The organism is Mucilaginibacter sp. PPCGB 2223, from assembly GCF_001705515.1.
Classification (GTDB): domain Bacteria; phylum Bacteroidota; class Bacteroidia; order Sphingobacteriales; family Sphingobacteriaceae; genus Mucilaginibacter.
In genome coordinates this window covers 217,165-232,710 of record NZ_MDJS01000001.1, presented here as the reverse complement: position 1 = coordinate 232,710, position 15,546 = coordinate 217,165, and the positions used below count along the sequence as shown (strand labels likewise).

Sequence of the window (15,546 nt, the reverse complement as noted above, 5' to 3'; positions counted from 1 at the left end):
GTCGCTAAGGTTTAAATGTTAAAATTTCATCCGAAAACAACCTCAAAAACACTGCCCTTAGGCCGGTTGTCGCGGACGTGAATAGTGGCCTCGTGCTTATCTAAAACCTGTTTTACTATAAACAGGCCCAGCCCGGTGCCTTTGGTATTACGGGTATCTTCGTTGCCTACCCGGTAAAATTTATCAAATATGTGCGCCTTTTCGCTGTCGGCAATGCCAATACCCTGGTCGGCTACGGTTAAATGTACTTCATCGCCCTTGTGAAACAGCTTTACGTCTACGGTTTCGCATGGCGCAGAGTATTTAACGGCGTTCTCTATCAAATTGTTTACCACCGATGTCAAAGTGAACTTATCGCCCATGATCTCCACCTGCGGCTCGATCTCGGCATTGATGATCTGCTGTGTATTATCGCACTTGTTGATCTGCAGGCGATTTACCACGCCATCCACCAGTAACGACAGGTTTACTTTCTCTTTCGGGAAAGTATAAGTCTGCCCGTCGATTTTGGTTGCCATCAGCATGTTTTCAACGAGGTCGTCGAGGCGCTCGATATCCTGCAGACATTTATCGAGGAAGTTTATACGCTGAGCCGGGGTCAGATCACGCTTTTGCATCGTCTGTAAAAACAATTTGATGGATGCCAGCGGCGATTTAAGTTCGTGCGTTACCGACAGTAAAAAGTTTTTTTGTCGTTGGCGCAGTTGTATTTCTTTATTGATGGACCGGTGCAGGCTGATAGCTCCGAGGATAAGGATGAACACAAAAACCGATAGTTCACCGCAGATCATACCCAGCTTGTGCGGCTTTGCCGGAACAAGCATAATCCCCCACCAAAACAACTGGGCGAGGGCGTAGGTGATCAGTACATAAAAAATTACAAAAGGCCTTTTCATGGTTTATTTACCGAATACAACGTCTAAACTCTCAAATATAGCTCTTTTAGCTTTCTCCAACTCCACTTTGTTATGGGCGGATGAGATAAAACCAACCTCATAACCCGACGGACCGAGATATACCCCACGGTTCAATAACTCACGGTGCATTACTTTAAATTTCTCCATGCTTGCCGGGTCGATCTCTTCGGCTTTACGCACGGCTTCCTGGTCGGTAAACGCGAACCAGAAGATCGATCCGATATAGAATACTTTAAACTTATAGTTTCGTGCTGTAGCGAAGCGCTGGATGGATTGGACAAACTCCTCTGTTTTGCCATTGAGATCGCGGTAAAAGCCCATACGCGCCAGCTCGGTCAACTGCGCAATACCGGCCGACATAGCCACAGGGTTACCTGATAAGGTACCGCCCTGGTAAACGCCGCCATCAGGCGATACATGCGCCATGATCTCTTTCGATGCGCCGTAACAGCCTACCGGCAAACCGCCGCCGATGATTTTACCATAAGTAACCATATCCGGCTTGATCTGGTAATAACCTGCCGCACCCTCAAAACCTATGCGGAAGCCGGAGATCACCTCGTCGAATATCAATAAAGTGCCATTTTGGGTACAGATATCGCGTAAAAATTGCAGATATTCTTTGTCCTGCAAAAGCAAACCGTTATTGGCAGGTATTGGCTCGATGATCACCGCGGCGATCTGATCTTTAAATTCGGCAAAAGCTGTTTTTAATGCTTCGCGATCATTGAGTGAGATGACGATCGTCTCATTAACAAAACCCTTAGGCACACCGGCCGACGAAGTTTCGCCGAAAGTCACCAAACCAGAGCCTGCCTTTACCAGCAGCGCATCGGTGTGGCCGTGATAGCAGCCTTCGAACTTAATGATCTTATCGCGTTTGGTATAACCGCGGGCTACGCGGATAGCCGACATGACGGCTTCGGTACCCGAGCTTACAAAGCGCAGTTTTTCAACGTATTTGTTGTTTTTCAGGATGAGTTCGGCCAGTTCGTTCTCCAAAGCAGTAGGCGCACCGAACGACACGCCGCTCTGCATGGTTTCTATCACGCTTTCGCGGACTTTGGTGTGGTTATGCCCCAGGATGAGCGGCCCCCACGAACAGCAAAAATCGATAAACTGGTTGTCGTCTTCATCCCAGATGTGGCAGCCATCACCTTTTTTGATGAACAGCGGCGTACCATAAACCGATTTGAAAGCCCGCACCGGCGAGTTTACCCCACCCGGGAAATAGGTTTTAGCTTTCTCATACAATTCGGCAGATTTTTCCCTGCTGATATCCGGCTTGCCCACGGTGCTCACCGGCAGGTCGCCCTCATTACCCGAAAATATTTTCTTTATTGAATCGAACATTCGGCCCCCTCTAAATCTCCCCCGGTAGGGGAGACTTTTATTTATTTAGTTTTTTTTAAAGCCCTCCCTACCGGGGAGGGTTGGGTGGGGCTTACAGCCACCCTTTCTCCAACACCTCTTTAGCGTGATACGTTAGTATCGCCGTTGCACCTGCACGACGGATGCTCATCAGCACTTCCATGGTGCTGCGTTGCTCATTTAGCCAGCCGCGTTGTGCTGCGGCTTTCAACATGGCATATTCGCCGCTTACGTTATACGCCGCTACCGGCAATTCGGTATTATCTTTTAATAATTTAATTACATCCAGGTAAACCAAAGCCGGTTTTACCATTAAAAAGTCGGCGCCTTCGCTTTCGTCAAGGTTGGCTTCTATCAGCGCTTCACGCTGATTGGCCGGGTTCATCTGGTACGATTTTTTATCGCCGAACTTCGGCGCCGAATCCAGCGCATCGCGGAACGGGCCATAAAAAGCGCTGGCATATTTCGCCGTGTACGACATGATAGACACATTGGTGAACTTGTTCTCATCCAGCGCGTTGCGTATGTAGCCTACCCTGCCATCCATCATATCCGACGGGGCTACGATATCGGCGCCGGCCTGTGCGTGCGCCAGGGCCATCTTAGCTAAAATCCCGAGCGTTTCATCGTTCAGTATCTCGCCGTTCTCCACCAAACCGTCGTGGCCATCGCTGCTGTACGGGTCCATCGCCACGTCAGTAATTACGCAAACTTCCGGAAAGTTTTTTTTTACTTCGCGGATGGCGCGCAGGTATAAACTTTCGTTGCGGTAGCTTTCGGTCGCATATTTATCTTTTAACGATTCCTCGATGTTCGGGAACAGGTCGAACGACATTAAACCCAGCCTGGCACAAGCTTCCACTTCGCGCAGCAGGTTGTCTATCGAATGACGGTAAATACCGGGCATCGATGCCACTTCGGTCTTTACGTTTTTGCCTTCAACAATAAACAGCGGGAAGATCAGATTAGCAGGGCTAATATGCGTTTCCTGCACCATCTGGCGTATTACTTCACTTTTGCGGTTTCTTCGTGGTCGTTGTAACATATGCTTTAGTCCATGGTCGATAGTCGATAGACCATGGTTTATTTTACGTATAAAAAAGTCTATGATCTATCGACCATGGACTATGGACTCCTTATTTTGTTTCTATTATTGGTGGTACCGGACCAATCCCAAACACTGCCTCTGCCAATCCCACCTCATCGGGCGAGAATGGTAAAACGTATTTCACACCCATTTCATCAAACTTTTTACCGGTTGATTTGCCTATGGCCACAACCTTTTGATTTGGCTCCAACAGGTTTTCGACAAAATAAGCATCAACGTTGGATGGGCTGGTAAATACCAGTATATCTGCTCCCGAGGCCTCCACATCATCTTTCAACACAGTTTCGTACACCGGCAGGTCGATGATCTTTGTATCGGCCGACAAGCCCTGGTGTATGCTGCGCATGGGGTTTTCGGCTCCCGGGAAAAGCACCGTGGTGCCGTTTGCCAGTTGCGCAAAATCGCTGGCCACATCGGCAGTATCTACGCCTTCGCCTGTATAATCGGCAAAATGCCCGTTGCGGCGCAAGGTATCTTCTGATCCGCTGCCCATTACCCCGAATTTTACCTTTTTCGGGAACAACGGTTTCAGATCGAAGAAATACTCCACGGCATTTTTACTGGTGAAAAATATCCAGTCGATGTCTCTCAGGATATACGGATCGAGCGTGGTGATCACCGGTACCGTTCGTATCAGCGAACGCGCGTCGACCTCCATTCCTAACTTCTCGATCGCCTTGCGGAAATAGCTATGTTCAGACAGATCGCGGGATATAAAAACCGATTTGAAAAACTGCCGGTCTTTGCTAAAATACGAAGCTATTTTTTCGGGCAGGCCCTCTGTAGTATCTTCTTCTAAAAATAACCTGTCAGGGAACTCGTCGCCTTCATCGGCCTTCGAGGTAAATACCTGGTACTTTCCATCGTGTTTGCGGCAATAACAGCCCAAAGGCAAATGGCAACCACCACCAAACAATTGCAGCATGCGCCGCTCAACAGCCAGTTCTTCGGCCACATCCGGATGGTGCAGTACCTGTAAAAACTCAAATAGTTCGGCATCGCTTTCGCGGATCTGTATCGCCAGCACACCTTGCGCAGGCGCGGGCACCAGTTCGGTCGGGTATAAGGTCTCTACGTAAAATTCGTCAAGATCCAGGCCCAGGCGCGATACGCCGGCCTTAGCGATCATGATGGCATCATACTGCTCATTGCGCAGCTTATTAATACGCGTAGGTACGTTGCCGCGCAGGTCCTCGATCTCCAGATCGGGCCTCAGGGCCAGCAATTGTGCCTTACGGCGATTGGAGGAAGTACCTACAATGCCGCCATACTTTACCGAAAGCTTTTGATGCACATCGACACAATCTTTCAGGATCAGCAATAGTTCGGATGGGTCTTCCCTTTCGGATACCGCCGCGATCATCAGGCCCGGCGGGTTTTCGGTAGGCAGGTCTTTATGCGAGTGAACAGCAAGGTCGATAGTTCCGGCCAGCAGTTCTTCTTCCAGTTCTTTGGTAAAGAAACCTTTGCCCTCCAGTTTATCAAAGCTTAAATTTAAGATACGGTCGCCCTGCGTTTTTATGATCTTGAGTTCGGCCTCAATATTATTTTTAGCCAGCTCATCTTTAACAAAATTTGCCTGCCATAAAGCAAGCTCACTGCCGCGCGTACCAATAACCAGTTTTCTGTCCAAAGGGATAATTTCTATTTATCGCAAATGTAATTGTTAAATACGTTTAAGTACAATTTTTGTTGCAATGTGATGCTCGCCTGACCTAAAAATTTATTTTATCAGAGTACTGTTTTGCTTAATTGATTCTGATTGATTATTATTGGATATAAAGCCTTATTATATTATGCAGCTTACCTCAAAAAAAGTAACCATTTATCTTATCCAGCTTTATTTTATTTGCAGCATAGGTATACAAACGGCTGCACTGCTCAAAAGCCATTATCCCAACATCGCTTTAAAAGCTTCGCCTATACACGAAGAAGTAGATTTTAAGACCCATCAGCAAAACAATACGGTTTTGCTCCGGCACCAGGATGTGGATTATATCCGTGTTAACGTTAACTCGGCAGCCGATTACCTGATGCTGGTGTTCAACAACCAGAATTTTTTGAGCAAACTGCTTACCATCGTGGTGTATATATTGGTGGTTTTCTACATCCATCATATCGATGAGCACAATATTTTCAGCCGGCGCAAATATGCTGTGGCCAGGTATGTGGTGGTGTTTTTCCTGGCGGCTAAACTTGCTGCGTACTACGGCTATCTGTATACCACGCAATGGTTCCAGGCCCACCGGAGCCAATTTACCTATACCGGATCGGCCGATAGCGAGAACATCGGCACCAACACCATGGCTTTTACTGTGCTGATTATGATATTATTGCTTGATCTTTACCGGCGCATGATGGTAAAAAACGAGATGGAGCAGGAAGAAGAATTGGCAGAGGCTTAAGTGTAGGTTTATTTAATTACATTTCCGTCATTAAACCGACTCCTGTATTCACTTATCAATTTTAATAGCCGATTTTTATTTGTGTTTAAATTATTGACGTCTATCTCCCATTGTCCTGCAGGACATTTATAATTCAAAGTATAAATAGCTGGAAAACCCTGTGATGTGATGGCTATATCCGATATATAATCCCAGGTGTAAAAACCTACACCGCCCGACGTTTGGATACCGCGAGCATTTAATAATATCTGTGCATCCCGGTCTTGAAATACCAAACAATGTTTAATAATAAAGAAGAGCGGAATTACAGATACAACCATACTTGGTATAACGCCAACCTTTACAATCCCTAAAGTGATTGCTCCTAAAAACAAACTTGTAAACAATACTATTTTTACTAATTCTTTCCTTCGGTCGTAACGGATAATGGTCTCTTCGGGGATTGATGTATCAGCGATAAAAATATCCGGTTGGTCAAATTTAGCCTGAAGCATGTTCAACTTTCTTTGCTGGGCAGGTGTACGGATTTCTAATTTCTCAAAAAAGCTTCCTTTTCTACTTAACATCCCGTACATAATGGCACGCTCTTCCAATTCGTGGATGTTGCGTACTTTATCAAAAGCCCAGAGTTTCCAGTGTGTTACCACAATGCACCAGTAAAGCTGCGGCACAAAAAATGCAATCAAGAATATTACCAACCCTTTTTCCCACCAGGACAGCAATCCCTCAATAAATATCATGGTCACCAAAACAATGTAAAGCACCTTTTGAGGGATAACAATAATTTTACGCCCACGACGCAATGCATCGTCTACAGTTACATTTTCAGGTACTGGCATATCAGATATACTAATATATACATCGTAAACTATACCTGGAAGTCGCTGATTAAAATAGAAGGCTAAAACCTTACTTCTCGGCGTTCACAAAGATCTCTTTGGCCATCACCATGGGCACGCTGATGTACTTTTTCTCCATGTAGTCCATGATCTTTTCGAGCACCTCGCGCGATTGCTGGTCGAGTGTTTGCACCTCATCGGCAAAAACCGAATTTAGCGCCTTATGGCGGATTTCCTTGATCTTTTGCGGTACCTCGCGCATAGCTACTTCGATGCGGCGCTGTTTCAACAGGGGGATAAACTCTTTGATATTTTCTTCGATGATGCGCTCGGCATGTACCAGTTCCTGGTAGCGCTCCTGCAGGTTATTTTTTGCCAGTTCGTTCAGCGAGTGCACTTCGATAAAATGCACCGGGAACTGCTCTAAAACTGCCGGATCGGTGTCGTTGGGTATAGCCAGGTCGAGAATTGTTTTTTTACCGGTTTCGCCGTTGAGCAGCGTTTTGTACAATTCGGGCGTAATGATAGGCTGTGTGGCCGATGTACAGGTAATGATCACATCAAAACCTTTGTTATAGTTTTTCAGTTCGTCAAGGTCAAACGCCTCGCCGCCGAGATCGGCCGCCAGTTCCTGCGCTTTTGACAGGGTTCGGTTAAAAACCGAGAAATTTGAAAATTTATGCTTTTGGAGGTATTTGGAGATGTTGCGGTTGGTTTCGCCTGCGCCTATGATGAGGATCCGCGCGTTCGACCATAGTTTCAGGTCCTTCAGTTTCCGGTAGGCCAATGAGACTACCGAAATCGGCTTTCGCGATATATGGGTATCGGTATAAACCTCTTTGGCTGTTTTGACCACACGCTCCATTACCATGCGCAGGTAATCGCCCGTTAGCCCGGCCTCCTTACAGCACTCGTAAGCTTTGCGCACCTGCGCCAATATTTCCTTTTCACCTACAATCAAACTCTCCAGCGAACACGACGTGCGCAGCAAATGGTTCAGGGCTTCCTGCTCGCTGTATATCGAAACGCCATCGAGGAAGGTGCCCATGTAATGGTTACAGATACCTATCTGCAGGGCGTCGATAAATTTCTTTGTGAATTCTTTGTCTATTACCTGTGAGGTAGCCAGTACAAAAGCCACACGGTTACAGGTAGCCAGGTAAAATATCTCGGGGATTTGAAACTCGGCTTTAACCTGTTGAAGTTTGTCGGTCAAATTTTCCTGGCAAATAACCAGTTTACCCAGCTCTTTCAGTTCGATCTGTTTATGCGTAAAGGCGATAATTTTTAAATACTTCAACTCAGTTAGTATAAGACGCAACAAAAGTAACAGGCTTACATGGATGCAGTGTCAACACTTTGTCAAACAAACTCAATTTAGAACGTTTATAAATTAGCGTTTTGGGCTATTTTGGGCCATATTGTGATGAATATCACATTATTAAACAATATTTATCAGCAAAATCTCAAATGTCGGTTTATGCGTAGTTATTTTAAAAAAAATGATCAAAAAAATCAGTCTTATTATCCTTATCGTTTTTTATATCCTTGCCGGCTTAAATCACTTCCGCAGTGCCAATAGTTACATCCACATAATTCCTACGTATTTACCGGCGCCAGGGTTGCTTAATGCCCTTGCGGGATTTTTCGAAATCGCCTTCGGCGTCATGCTCGTATTCCCTGCTACACAATGCTTTGCTGCGTGGGGAATAATTGCCATGCTGATTGCTTTTTTACCCGTACATATCGATATGATGATGCGTGCGCCTGTGATGTTGGGCGATATAAAAGTTACCCCGCTGATTGCCTGGCTACGTATGCCATTACAGGGATTGCTCATCTGGTGGGCATGGTGGTATACGGGCAGTAAATAATTTATGCGGCTACAGTTTTTTTACGACTGACTGCCGCCTGTACAGCAAGGAAAAGGCCGACAGCAACAGCACCGGCAATTGCTTCGGTATAAAGCATACCGTTAGCGCCCCATTTGGTATAGGCCCAGCCTTCAACGATGGTCATGGCGTAAATAGGCGAGTTGGATAACGCCGTAAACACGCTCACTTTGGTCCCGGCGGCACCTTTGCCAATAGCTTCGAGTACAAAAGCGGTATAGCCGGCGTATGCCAAACCTGTACTGATGGCATAAGTTGAGGTCCATACAATATACATTGCCTCGGTATGCGGCGAAAGGGCCATGCTCACGGTGCATGCCCCGGCAAACAAGCCGAACAATACATAAGCGGTTTTACGGTCGATCCGATCGCATATCCAGCCGCCCAGTAAACAGCCCAAAGCTGTAATGCCGCCGCTGGCTAAACCGGTAGCCAAAGCTACTACGTCGGCGCTCGCATTCCAGCTCTTGGCAACGGCCGCCCAAAGGTTAGCGGCCGAACCTGTACCTATGGGTAAAAGGCATAAAAACAAAGCCAGGTAGCCGGCACGCGAGCGTATCATGGCCCAAAGGTCCTTCAACAGGTTGATAAACGACCTGCCTATTTTTTCTGCTCGGATAGTTACCTGCGGCTCTTTTACGAAAAACAAGCCCAGGCAACAGACAACACAAGCCAAACCGACAATTGTACCGGGCACCCAACCGGCTTTCAGGTGATGGGCGAGCAACAACCCGGCCCCTCCGCCCAGCCCGGCGCCGCCCAGATTACCGGCCTGCAGGTAGCCGCCAGCCCGGCCCTTCATATCTTCGGGCGTATCATAAGCCATCATACTATTGGTGGTAATGCTCACAAACGATGAAGCGAATGCGGTTAAGATAACAACTGGTATTAAAAGGGGCAGGCTGCCTTCTTTAACGGGTAATAACCCTGTGGCAAGGATACCCAAACCAGCGGTAACAGCCGCCAGTAAGTACCATCTTTTCACGGATAACGTAGTATCCACCAATGGCGCCCATAAAAACGAGACGATAGCAGGCAAAATGCTCGCACCGGCCAGGGCGGCTACGTGATCTAATGAGATACCTGCTTTTGAGTACAGAAAACCCAGCGTTACCGTTACATAACCACTCACAATACCATATGGAATGATCAAAAACAGAAAAGCAACGGGATGTACGGATTTATGCCCGGGAGAATTGGACGTCATTTAATGTTTCAGTTTTACTTAAGGTGTAAATATAAAATATTGATGCAACTAATCGGCCGAGGTTTAATGAAATAGGTTTGTAACTTTATACCGTGATCAAAAAAGAAACCTATACCATACCTGGTGCCAAAGGCCGCAATATGCTGGCCGACCTGACCTTTAACAGCGCGCATCCCGACGCACCGCTGGTGATATTTGTACATGGGTTTAAAGGTTTTAAAGACTGGGGTGCGCATAACCTGGTGGCTAACTATTTTGCCTCAAATGGTTTCAGATTTTTGAAATTCAATTTCTCGCACAACGGCACTACACCCGATAACCCGACTGAGTTTACCGACCTGATCGCTTTCGCCGACAATACTTTTTCTATCGAGCTCGACGACCTGAAATATATGATCGATTTTGCCTGCAGCGGTTCGGCCATTCCCGCGGCTAAAACGGTGAACCTTATCGGGCATAGCATGGGCGGCGGTGTCAGCATCATCACCGCGGCTAACGATAAGCGCGTTGAAAAACTGATCACATTCGCTTCGATATCCGGCTTTAGAAAACTGTGGCCGCACGAAGCCGAAAAACAATGGCGCATACAAGGCATCCGCTATATTGAAAATGCGCGCACCGGGCAGCAGATGCCGCTAAAAGTAAGCTTGCTGGCCGATCTCGACCATCACCCTGTCAAACTTAACATTGCCGAACAAGCGGGCCGGGTTAAACAACCCTGGTTAATTACGCATGGCGATGAAGATAAAAGTGTACCATTAAAACACGCCGAAGAATTGAAAGAGGCTCAGCCCAACGCACAGTTAATGGTGATGCACGGAGCCGACCATGTATACGGGGCATCGCAACCCTATCTCGGCGAAACCTTACCCGAACACCTGGCTTTATTTTGCGATGAGGCGGTAAGGTTTTTTAAAACCGGCACGAATCCTTAATTTTAATACAAACCCAATCAGAAATGAACGCTGTATCCGGACCATCAGTAGTTATCGTGGCCTACAGGCCCAAACCAGGTAAAGAAGCCGAATTAAAAAAAGTGGTAGAGAGCCATGTGCCCGACCTGCATAAACTTGGCCTGGTAACCGACAGAAAGCCGGTTATCTGCGAAGCTGCTGACGGCACCATTATCGAAGTTTTTGAATGGTTAAGTGTTGATGCCATTAAACAGGCGCACAGCAACCCCGAAGTGCATAAAATATGGGCAGCTTTTGGCGAATGCTGCGATTGCGTGCCGCTGAATACCCTGAAAGAAACCGGCGATATGTTTGCAGGTTTTACACCGCTGAACTAAAACCCAAAGCCATCAGCTTTAAGCCTTTTTTGCACATCCTGCTTGTAATTGCGGCCGATGGGAAGTTCGTGCTTATTTATTTCGATGCTGCCCGAATAAAACGAGCTTATGCGGGCTATAGCTACAATAAATGAGCGGTGAATACGGATAAAATCTCTGTCGGGCAGCATTTCTTCGAGGAGGCTTATTTTTTGTTTGGTGATATATACGTTATCCTGAACCACCACCTTTACATAATCACGCAGGCTCTCGATCCATAGGATATCTTTGATATTAACCTTAATGGTTTTCCGCTCCACCTTTAAATATAAAAACGACTCTTTATCGCTCACCGGGGTTTCGTAAACCAGGCCCAGGCCGGCTTTCTGTTCGTTTAGCTGGTATATTTTATCAATCGCCCTGAAAAAGCGTTCGAACGAGATGGGTTTTAGCAGGTAATCAACTACGTTCAGTTCAAAGGCATCGATGGCGTATTCGCTGTAGGCTGTAGTGAAGATTACCTTAGGCGGATTTTTAAGGTTCTTTAAAAAATCGGTGCCTGTCATGCCCGGCATTTTGATATCCAGGAACATCAGGTCGACGGGTTTTTGCTGCAGCAACTGAAAAGCCTGTATGGCATCATTACATTTGCCTGCAACCTCAAACTGCTGAAACCTTTGTAAATGGTTTTCAATTACTTCGATAGCATGCGGCTCGTCATCTACTAAAAGTGTGCGTATCTTCATGCTGTCACCAGGGGTTTTGCTTCATAATGCGGGTCGGTTTCAACTTCCAGCTCAAGTACAGCTAAAAAAACTTCTTCTTCGTCCATAATTTTTAACTGGTGCGTTGCCGGGTAAAGCAATTCGAGCCGTTGCCTGATATTTTGTAAACCGATATTGCCCCGGTATTTTTCCTCCGCTCCTTCCACGGCATCGGGTTTGCTGTTTGATATTTTAAACTTCAGCTTATTATCCGTCACATTATCCGTCACTTCCAGGTTGATATTGATCCAGGTCTGGCCCACTTTTTCGCTCGTACCATGCTTAAATGCGTTCTCAACCAACGGCAGCAGCACCAACGGAGCTATCAGCTTATCATCAAATTTTCCCTTTATCGTGAAGTTGAGGTCGAGCCTTTCTTCGTATCTGATTTTTTCGAGGTTGATATAATGCTGCAGCATCAACACTTCTTTTTTAAGGCTCACTTTATCGGCGTTGCATTCGTATAACATATACCGTAGCATATCGGATAAGCCCACTACCACTCCAGGCGCCTTCGGCGAATTGTTCAGTGTAAGCGCATATAAATTATTAAGCGTATTGAATAAAAAGTGAGGGTGTATCTGGGCTTTCAGCGCTTTGAGCTCGGCCCTGACGGCCGCCTGTTTACGCTCGTACCACATTTTAAACAGTTTGATACCCAGCGCCACCCAAACTATAAGGTTGGTAACTTTGATAGAGTTGGCAAAATTAAAGGGGATGAACAGGCGGGTCCAGAAATCGAGTTTGGCTTCTTCGATATAAGCCCAATCGATATTCGTGGTATGCGTCATCAGGTACGGGTCCACGATCAGGATATCTATCACGCGGCCAAGCAGCGCACCGGTGCATGCCAGCAATATCAAATTGCCTATAAATGCAAAATAACGCGCATGAAGCAAATATGTAGGTATGAGCCAGTAAGCTACCGCATAAAAATAGCCTATATGGATTGGCATATAATAAATGGCGTTATGGGCCGATATGGTAAAATTGCTTTTTACCGAATACATTGCGGCAAAGAATATGTAAACGATTATCCAGAACAAAACATGCAGTGCTATTCTGCCGGTTTTTATCCCCATAAAAGTTGCAGGCATATCCATGCTGCTAAATTACAGTATATCAGCCAAATTGAATGCTTATTGATCGCGATTATCGACGAAATGCAGCCGTGGGCCGACGAACGACCACAAATTTACATTATATGTATAATGTGTGCCGATAAACGGCATTCGGACTATCGGGAATACTGTTTGCCGTTGTAACCATTGCAAGTATCGGCAGTATTATAATTGATGTTTGGTGCAATATACTTTTGGTTCATCAAACAAAATCAACGATTATTTTAAATATTAAAGTCATGAAAAAAGCCTTATTCATATTAGCGCTGGCCTGTATGGCCCATTTTGCAAATGCCCAAAAAGTGCCGATGAGCAGCAATGGCTACTGGGTGATAGAGAGCAGCAAACAAACGCCCAAACAAAGCATCATCAGGTTTTACAACCTGAATAACGAACTTGTTTACCAGGAAACAGTTAACGGAAAAAAATTAAAAATAAATGATAACCGTACCCGCATCGCCCTGAACAACGCCCTCCAGGTAGCGCTCGACGGGAAAAAACATAACGAGCCAATACTCGCTATGCAACTACCAAGATAATGAAGTCAAAACATGCTTGTTAAGTTGAACATCCCCGTGCATTGCCATGCCGGGGATTTTTTTATACGGCCGGCTCTATCCAGTTACCGTCGGTTTTGATGATATCGATCAGGTGATCCAGCGCATTGGCAGCGCTCACATTCTTCTCTACCACTTCTTTGCCGCGGTAAAGGGTAATTTTATCCGGGCCCGCACCCACATAACCATAATCTGCATCGGCCATTTCGCCCGGGCCATTAACAATGCAACCCATAATGCCAATCTTTAAACCTTTCAAATGCGATGTGCGGCTGCGGATCATCTGCGTGGTTTCCTGCAGATCGAACAGGGTACGGCCGCAACTCGGGCACGATATATATTCGGTTTTTGATATGCGCGAACGTGTGGCCTGCAAAATGCCGAACGCTGTTGAAGTAATGATTTTTGCTGGGATGGCAGGTGCATGTATCCAGATGCCATCGCCAAAACCGTCGACCAGTAAAGCGCCCATATCGGTAGCGGCAAAAAGTTGCAACTTTGAGTACGGTTCGTCGGCGCTGGTGATGTCGCCGGCTTTGTCCAGGTCAAAATCGCCGGCCGGGTAGCTGCGTTTGATAATTACCGGAACATCCAGCCCCAGCTCTTCCATCTTAAAAAAGAAAAAACGCTCATCCTGCATGCCATTTTTAGCATCGGTCTCCAATACAAAAACCAATGTTTTATCCAGCGAAAGCGAAGCAAAATCGTCGCCGTCAATATCACCTGCTTTTACATAAACCAGGTTCAGCGCATAGTCGCGCTCTGTGGCTGTAACATACCCGGTTAAACTATAAACCGGGTGGCAATTGGTTTTATTGTTCAGCTTTTGCCAGGTATGATAATTGTATAACTGCTTAAGGTTACCCGGGAAGCTGAACGATGGCAATTCATCGGCCAGGTAAACAAAATCGACCGACTGTTCGGCCATATTGTATTTATCCAGCAAGGCATTGTACAAGTAGCCGGCATCGTTAAGCACGGCAGGGTCTTTTAAATTAGCGGCCGAAAGGTCGACCACTACCCTGGGCACCATGTGCCCGCCTATAAAGGCATTGGCTTCGTAAGTTTCGCGTTTTTTGTATTCGTATGGAGAGTGAGTTGTCAGTTGTGAGTTGTCAGTTGTGAGTTCTAAGCCGGGACTGTTTTGAACTTTGACTTTTGAACTTTCACTTCTCTCCACATATCGGTTAACCAATGCCTGGGCTACGGGTATTTCATATTCAGGCTCTTCGGTTAGCGATACGCGGACGGTATCGCCCAGGCCGTCTTCGAGCAAAGTGCCAATCCCTACGGCCGATTTGATGCGCCCGTCCTCACCGTCGCCGGCTTCGGTAACACCTAAATGCAACGGGTAGTTCATCCCTTCGGCAACCATGGTTTCTACCAGCATACGGTAAGCCTGCACCATCACCTGCGGGTTGCTCGATTTCATCGAGATCACCAGGTTATAGTAATTCATATCCTCGCACATGCGGATAAACTCCATTGCCGATTCGACCATTCCGCGTGGTGTATCGCCATACTGGCTCATGATCCTGTCGCTCAGCGAACCGTGATTGGTGCCTATACGCATAGCCGTACCATACTCTTTACAAACAGCTACCAGCGGCGCAAATTTTTTATAGATCCGGTCGAGCTCGGCCTGGTATTCTGACGGTGTATAAGTGAGCTGATCAAATTTCTTTTTATCGGCATAGTTACCCGGGTTAACCCGCACTTTTTCCACTATCCGTGCGGCAACTTCGGCAGCATTGGGTGTAAAATGGATATCGGCAACCAAGGGGGTATTGTAACCGCGGGCGCGCAGCTCTTTCTTAATATCAGCCAGGTTTTGTGCTTCTTTTATACTCGGGGCGGTAATACGCACATATTCACAGCCGGCCTCTATCATACGGATACTTTGCTCCACGGTACCTATCGTATCTAAGGTATTGGTGGTGGTCATGCTTTGTATGCGGATAGGGTTATCGCCCCCCATAGGCACATCGCCGATAAATACTTCCCGCGTTTTAAACCGCGAATATCCGGTTAATGAGTTACAGTAACGGCCCCTCAGGGTTTTTATCGCTTCAGCATCCATAATGCAAAGGTAAAT

15 protein-coding genes are annotated in these 15,546 nt (G+C 46.5%); 5 read left to right on the top strand and 10 right to left on the bottom strand.

The genetic code is table 11. The features are described 5' to 3' along the window. Positions 1–26: 26 nt before the first annotated feature. The 4 genes from BEL04_RS01065 to hemC all read right to left on the bottom strand — a co-directional run bounded on the left by BEL04_RS01065 (position 27) and on the right by hemC (position 5,029). Positions 27–896, bottom strand: a complete 870-nt coding sequence (locus BEL04_RS01065) for a cell wall metabolism sensor histidine kinase WalK (RefSeq protein ID WP_065999255.1) — start codon at positions 894–896, stop codon at positions 27–29. 3 nt (positions 897–899) lie between these two features. After that, positions 900–2,270, bottom strand: a complete 1,371-nt coding sequence (hemL, locus tag BEL04_RS01060; RefSeq protein WP_083227705.1) for a glutamate-1-semialdehyde 2,1-aminomutase — start codon at positions 2,268–2,270, stop codon at positions 900–902. A 91-nt stretch (positions 2,271–2,361) separates the two neighbouring features. Beyond that, positions 2,362–3,333: a porphobilinogen synthase gene (hemB, locus tag BEL04_RS01055; RefSeq protein ID WP_065999253.1), complete on the bottom strand. Its 972-nt coding sequence runs from the start codon at positions 3,331–3,333 to the stop codon at positions 2,362–2,364. 91 nt (positions 3,334–3,424) lie between these two features. Further along, a complete protein-coding gene (hemC, locus tag BEL04_RS01050; protein WP_065999252.1) occupies positions 3,425–5,029 on the bottom strand; it encodes a hydroxymethylbilane synthase in 1,605 nt (534 codons plus the stop codon). 163 nt (positions 5,030–5,192) lie between these two features. On the opposite strand from hemC, the gene BEL04_RS01045 reads away from it, so the two are divergent. Beyond that, a complete protein-coding gene (locus tag BEL04_RS01045; protein WP_139112890.1) occupies positions 5,193–5,801 on the top strand; it encodes a hypothetical protein in 609 nt (202 codons plus the stop codon). Between the two features lie 8 nt (positions 5,802–5,809). Here the strand turns inward: BEL04_RS01045 and BEL04_RS01040 are convergent, their stop codons facing one another. Both BEL04_RS01040 and hemA read right to left on the bottom strand, forming a co-directional pair. Further along, on the bottom strand, positions 5,810–6,640 hold the full coding sequence (locus BEL04_RS01040) for a hypothetical protein (RefSeq protein ID WP_065999247.1): 831 nt from the start codon (positions 6,638–6,640) through the stop codon (positions 5,810–5,812). A gap of 70 nt (positions 6,641–6,710) precedes the next feature. Next, complete coding sequence (gene hemA / locus BEL04_RS01035) at positions 6,711–7,940, bottom strand: glutamyl-tRNA reductase (protein ID WP_065999245.1); 1,230 nt, start codon at positions 7,938–7,940, stop codon at positions 6,711–6,713. Between the two features lie 202 nt (positions 7,941–8,142). On the opposite strand from hemA, the gene BEL04_RS01030 reads away from it, so the two are divergent. Further along, the gene (locus BEL04_RS01030; RefSeq protein WP_065999243.1) at positions 8,143–8,514 is read left to right on the top strand and encodes a DoxX family membrane protein; all 372 of its coding nucleotides are present in this window, start codon (positions 8,143–8,145) and stop codon (positions 8,512–8,514) included. Position 8,515: 1 nt separating this feature from the next. Here the strand turns inward: BEL04_RS01030 and BEL04_RS01025 are convergent, their stop codons facing one another. After that, positions 8,516–9,739 (bottom strand): MFS transporter, encoded by a 1,224-nt coding sequence (locus BEL04_RS01025; protein ID WP_065999242.1) that lies wholly within the window; start codon positions 9,737–9,739, stop codon positions 8,516–8,518. 92 nt (positions 9,740–9,831) lie between these two features. On the opposite strand from BEL04_RS01025, the gene BEL04_RS01020 reads away from it, so the two are divergent. Both BEL04_RS01020 and BEL04_RS01015 read left to right on the top strand, forming a co-directional pair. After that, a complete protein-coding gene (locus BEL04_RS01020) occupies positions 9,832–10,674 on the top strand; it encodes an alpha/beta hydrolase (RefSeq protein ID WP_065999236.1) in 843 nt (280 codons plus the stop codon). A gap of 23 nt (positions 10,675–10,697) precedes the next feature. After that, positions 10,698–11,030 (top strand): hypothetical protein, encoded by a 333-nt coding sequence (locus BEL04_RS01015; protein WP_065999234.1) that lies wholly within the window; start codon positions 10,698–10,700, stop codon positions 11,028–11,030. On the opposite strand, the gene BEL04_RS01010 is transcribed toward BEL04_RS01015, so the two are convergent. Beyond that, positions 11,027–11,755: a LytTR family DNA-binding domain-containing protein gene (locus BEL04_RS01010; RefSeq protein ID WP_065999232.1), complete on the bottom strand. Its 729-nt coding sequence runs from the start codon at positions 11,753–11,755 to the stop codon at positions 11,027–11,029. The genes BEL04_RS01015 and BEL04_RS01010 overlap by 4 nt on opposite strands. Then, complete coding sequence (locus BEL04_RS01005) at positions 11,752–12,876, bottom strand: sensor histidine kinase (protein ID WP_083227704.1); 1,125 nt, start codon at positions 12,874–12,876, stop codon at positions 11,752–11,754. The genes BEL04_RS01010 and BEL04_RS01005 overlap by 4 nt, the downstream gene beginning before the upstream one ends. 257 nt (positions 12,877–13,133) lie before the next feature. Between BEL04_RS01005 and BEL04_RS01000 the strand changes: the two genes are divergently transcribed. After that, entirely contained in the window at positions 13,134–13,433 is a 300-nt protein-coding gene (locus tag BEL04_RS01000; RefSeq protein WP_065999230.1) for a hypothetical protein, read from the top strand. A 61-nt stretch (positions 13,434–13,494) separates the two neighbouring features. Here BEL04_RS01000 and ispG read toward each other — a convergent pair whose 3' ends face one another. Beyond that, on the bottom strand, positions 13,495–15,531 hold the full coding sequence (ispG, locus tag BEL04_RS00995; RefSeq protein ID WP_065999228.1) for a (E)-4-hydroxy-3-methylbut-2-enyl-diphosphate synthase: 2,037 nt from the start codon (positions 15,529–15,531) through the stop codon (positions 13,495–13,497). Positions 15,532–15,546: the final 15 nt, after the last annotated feature.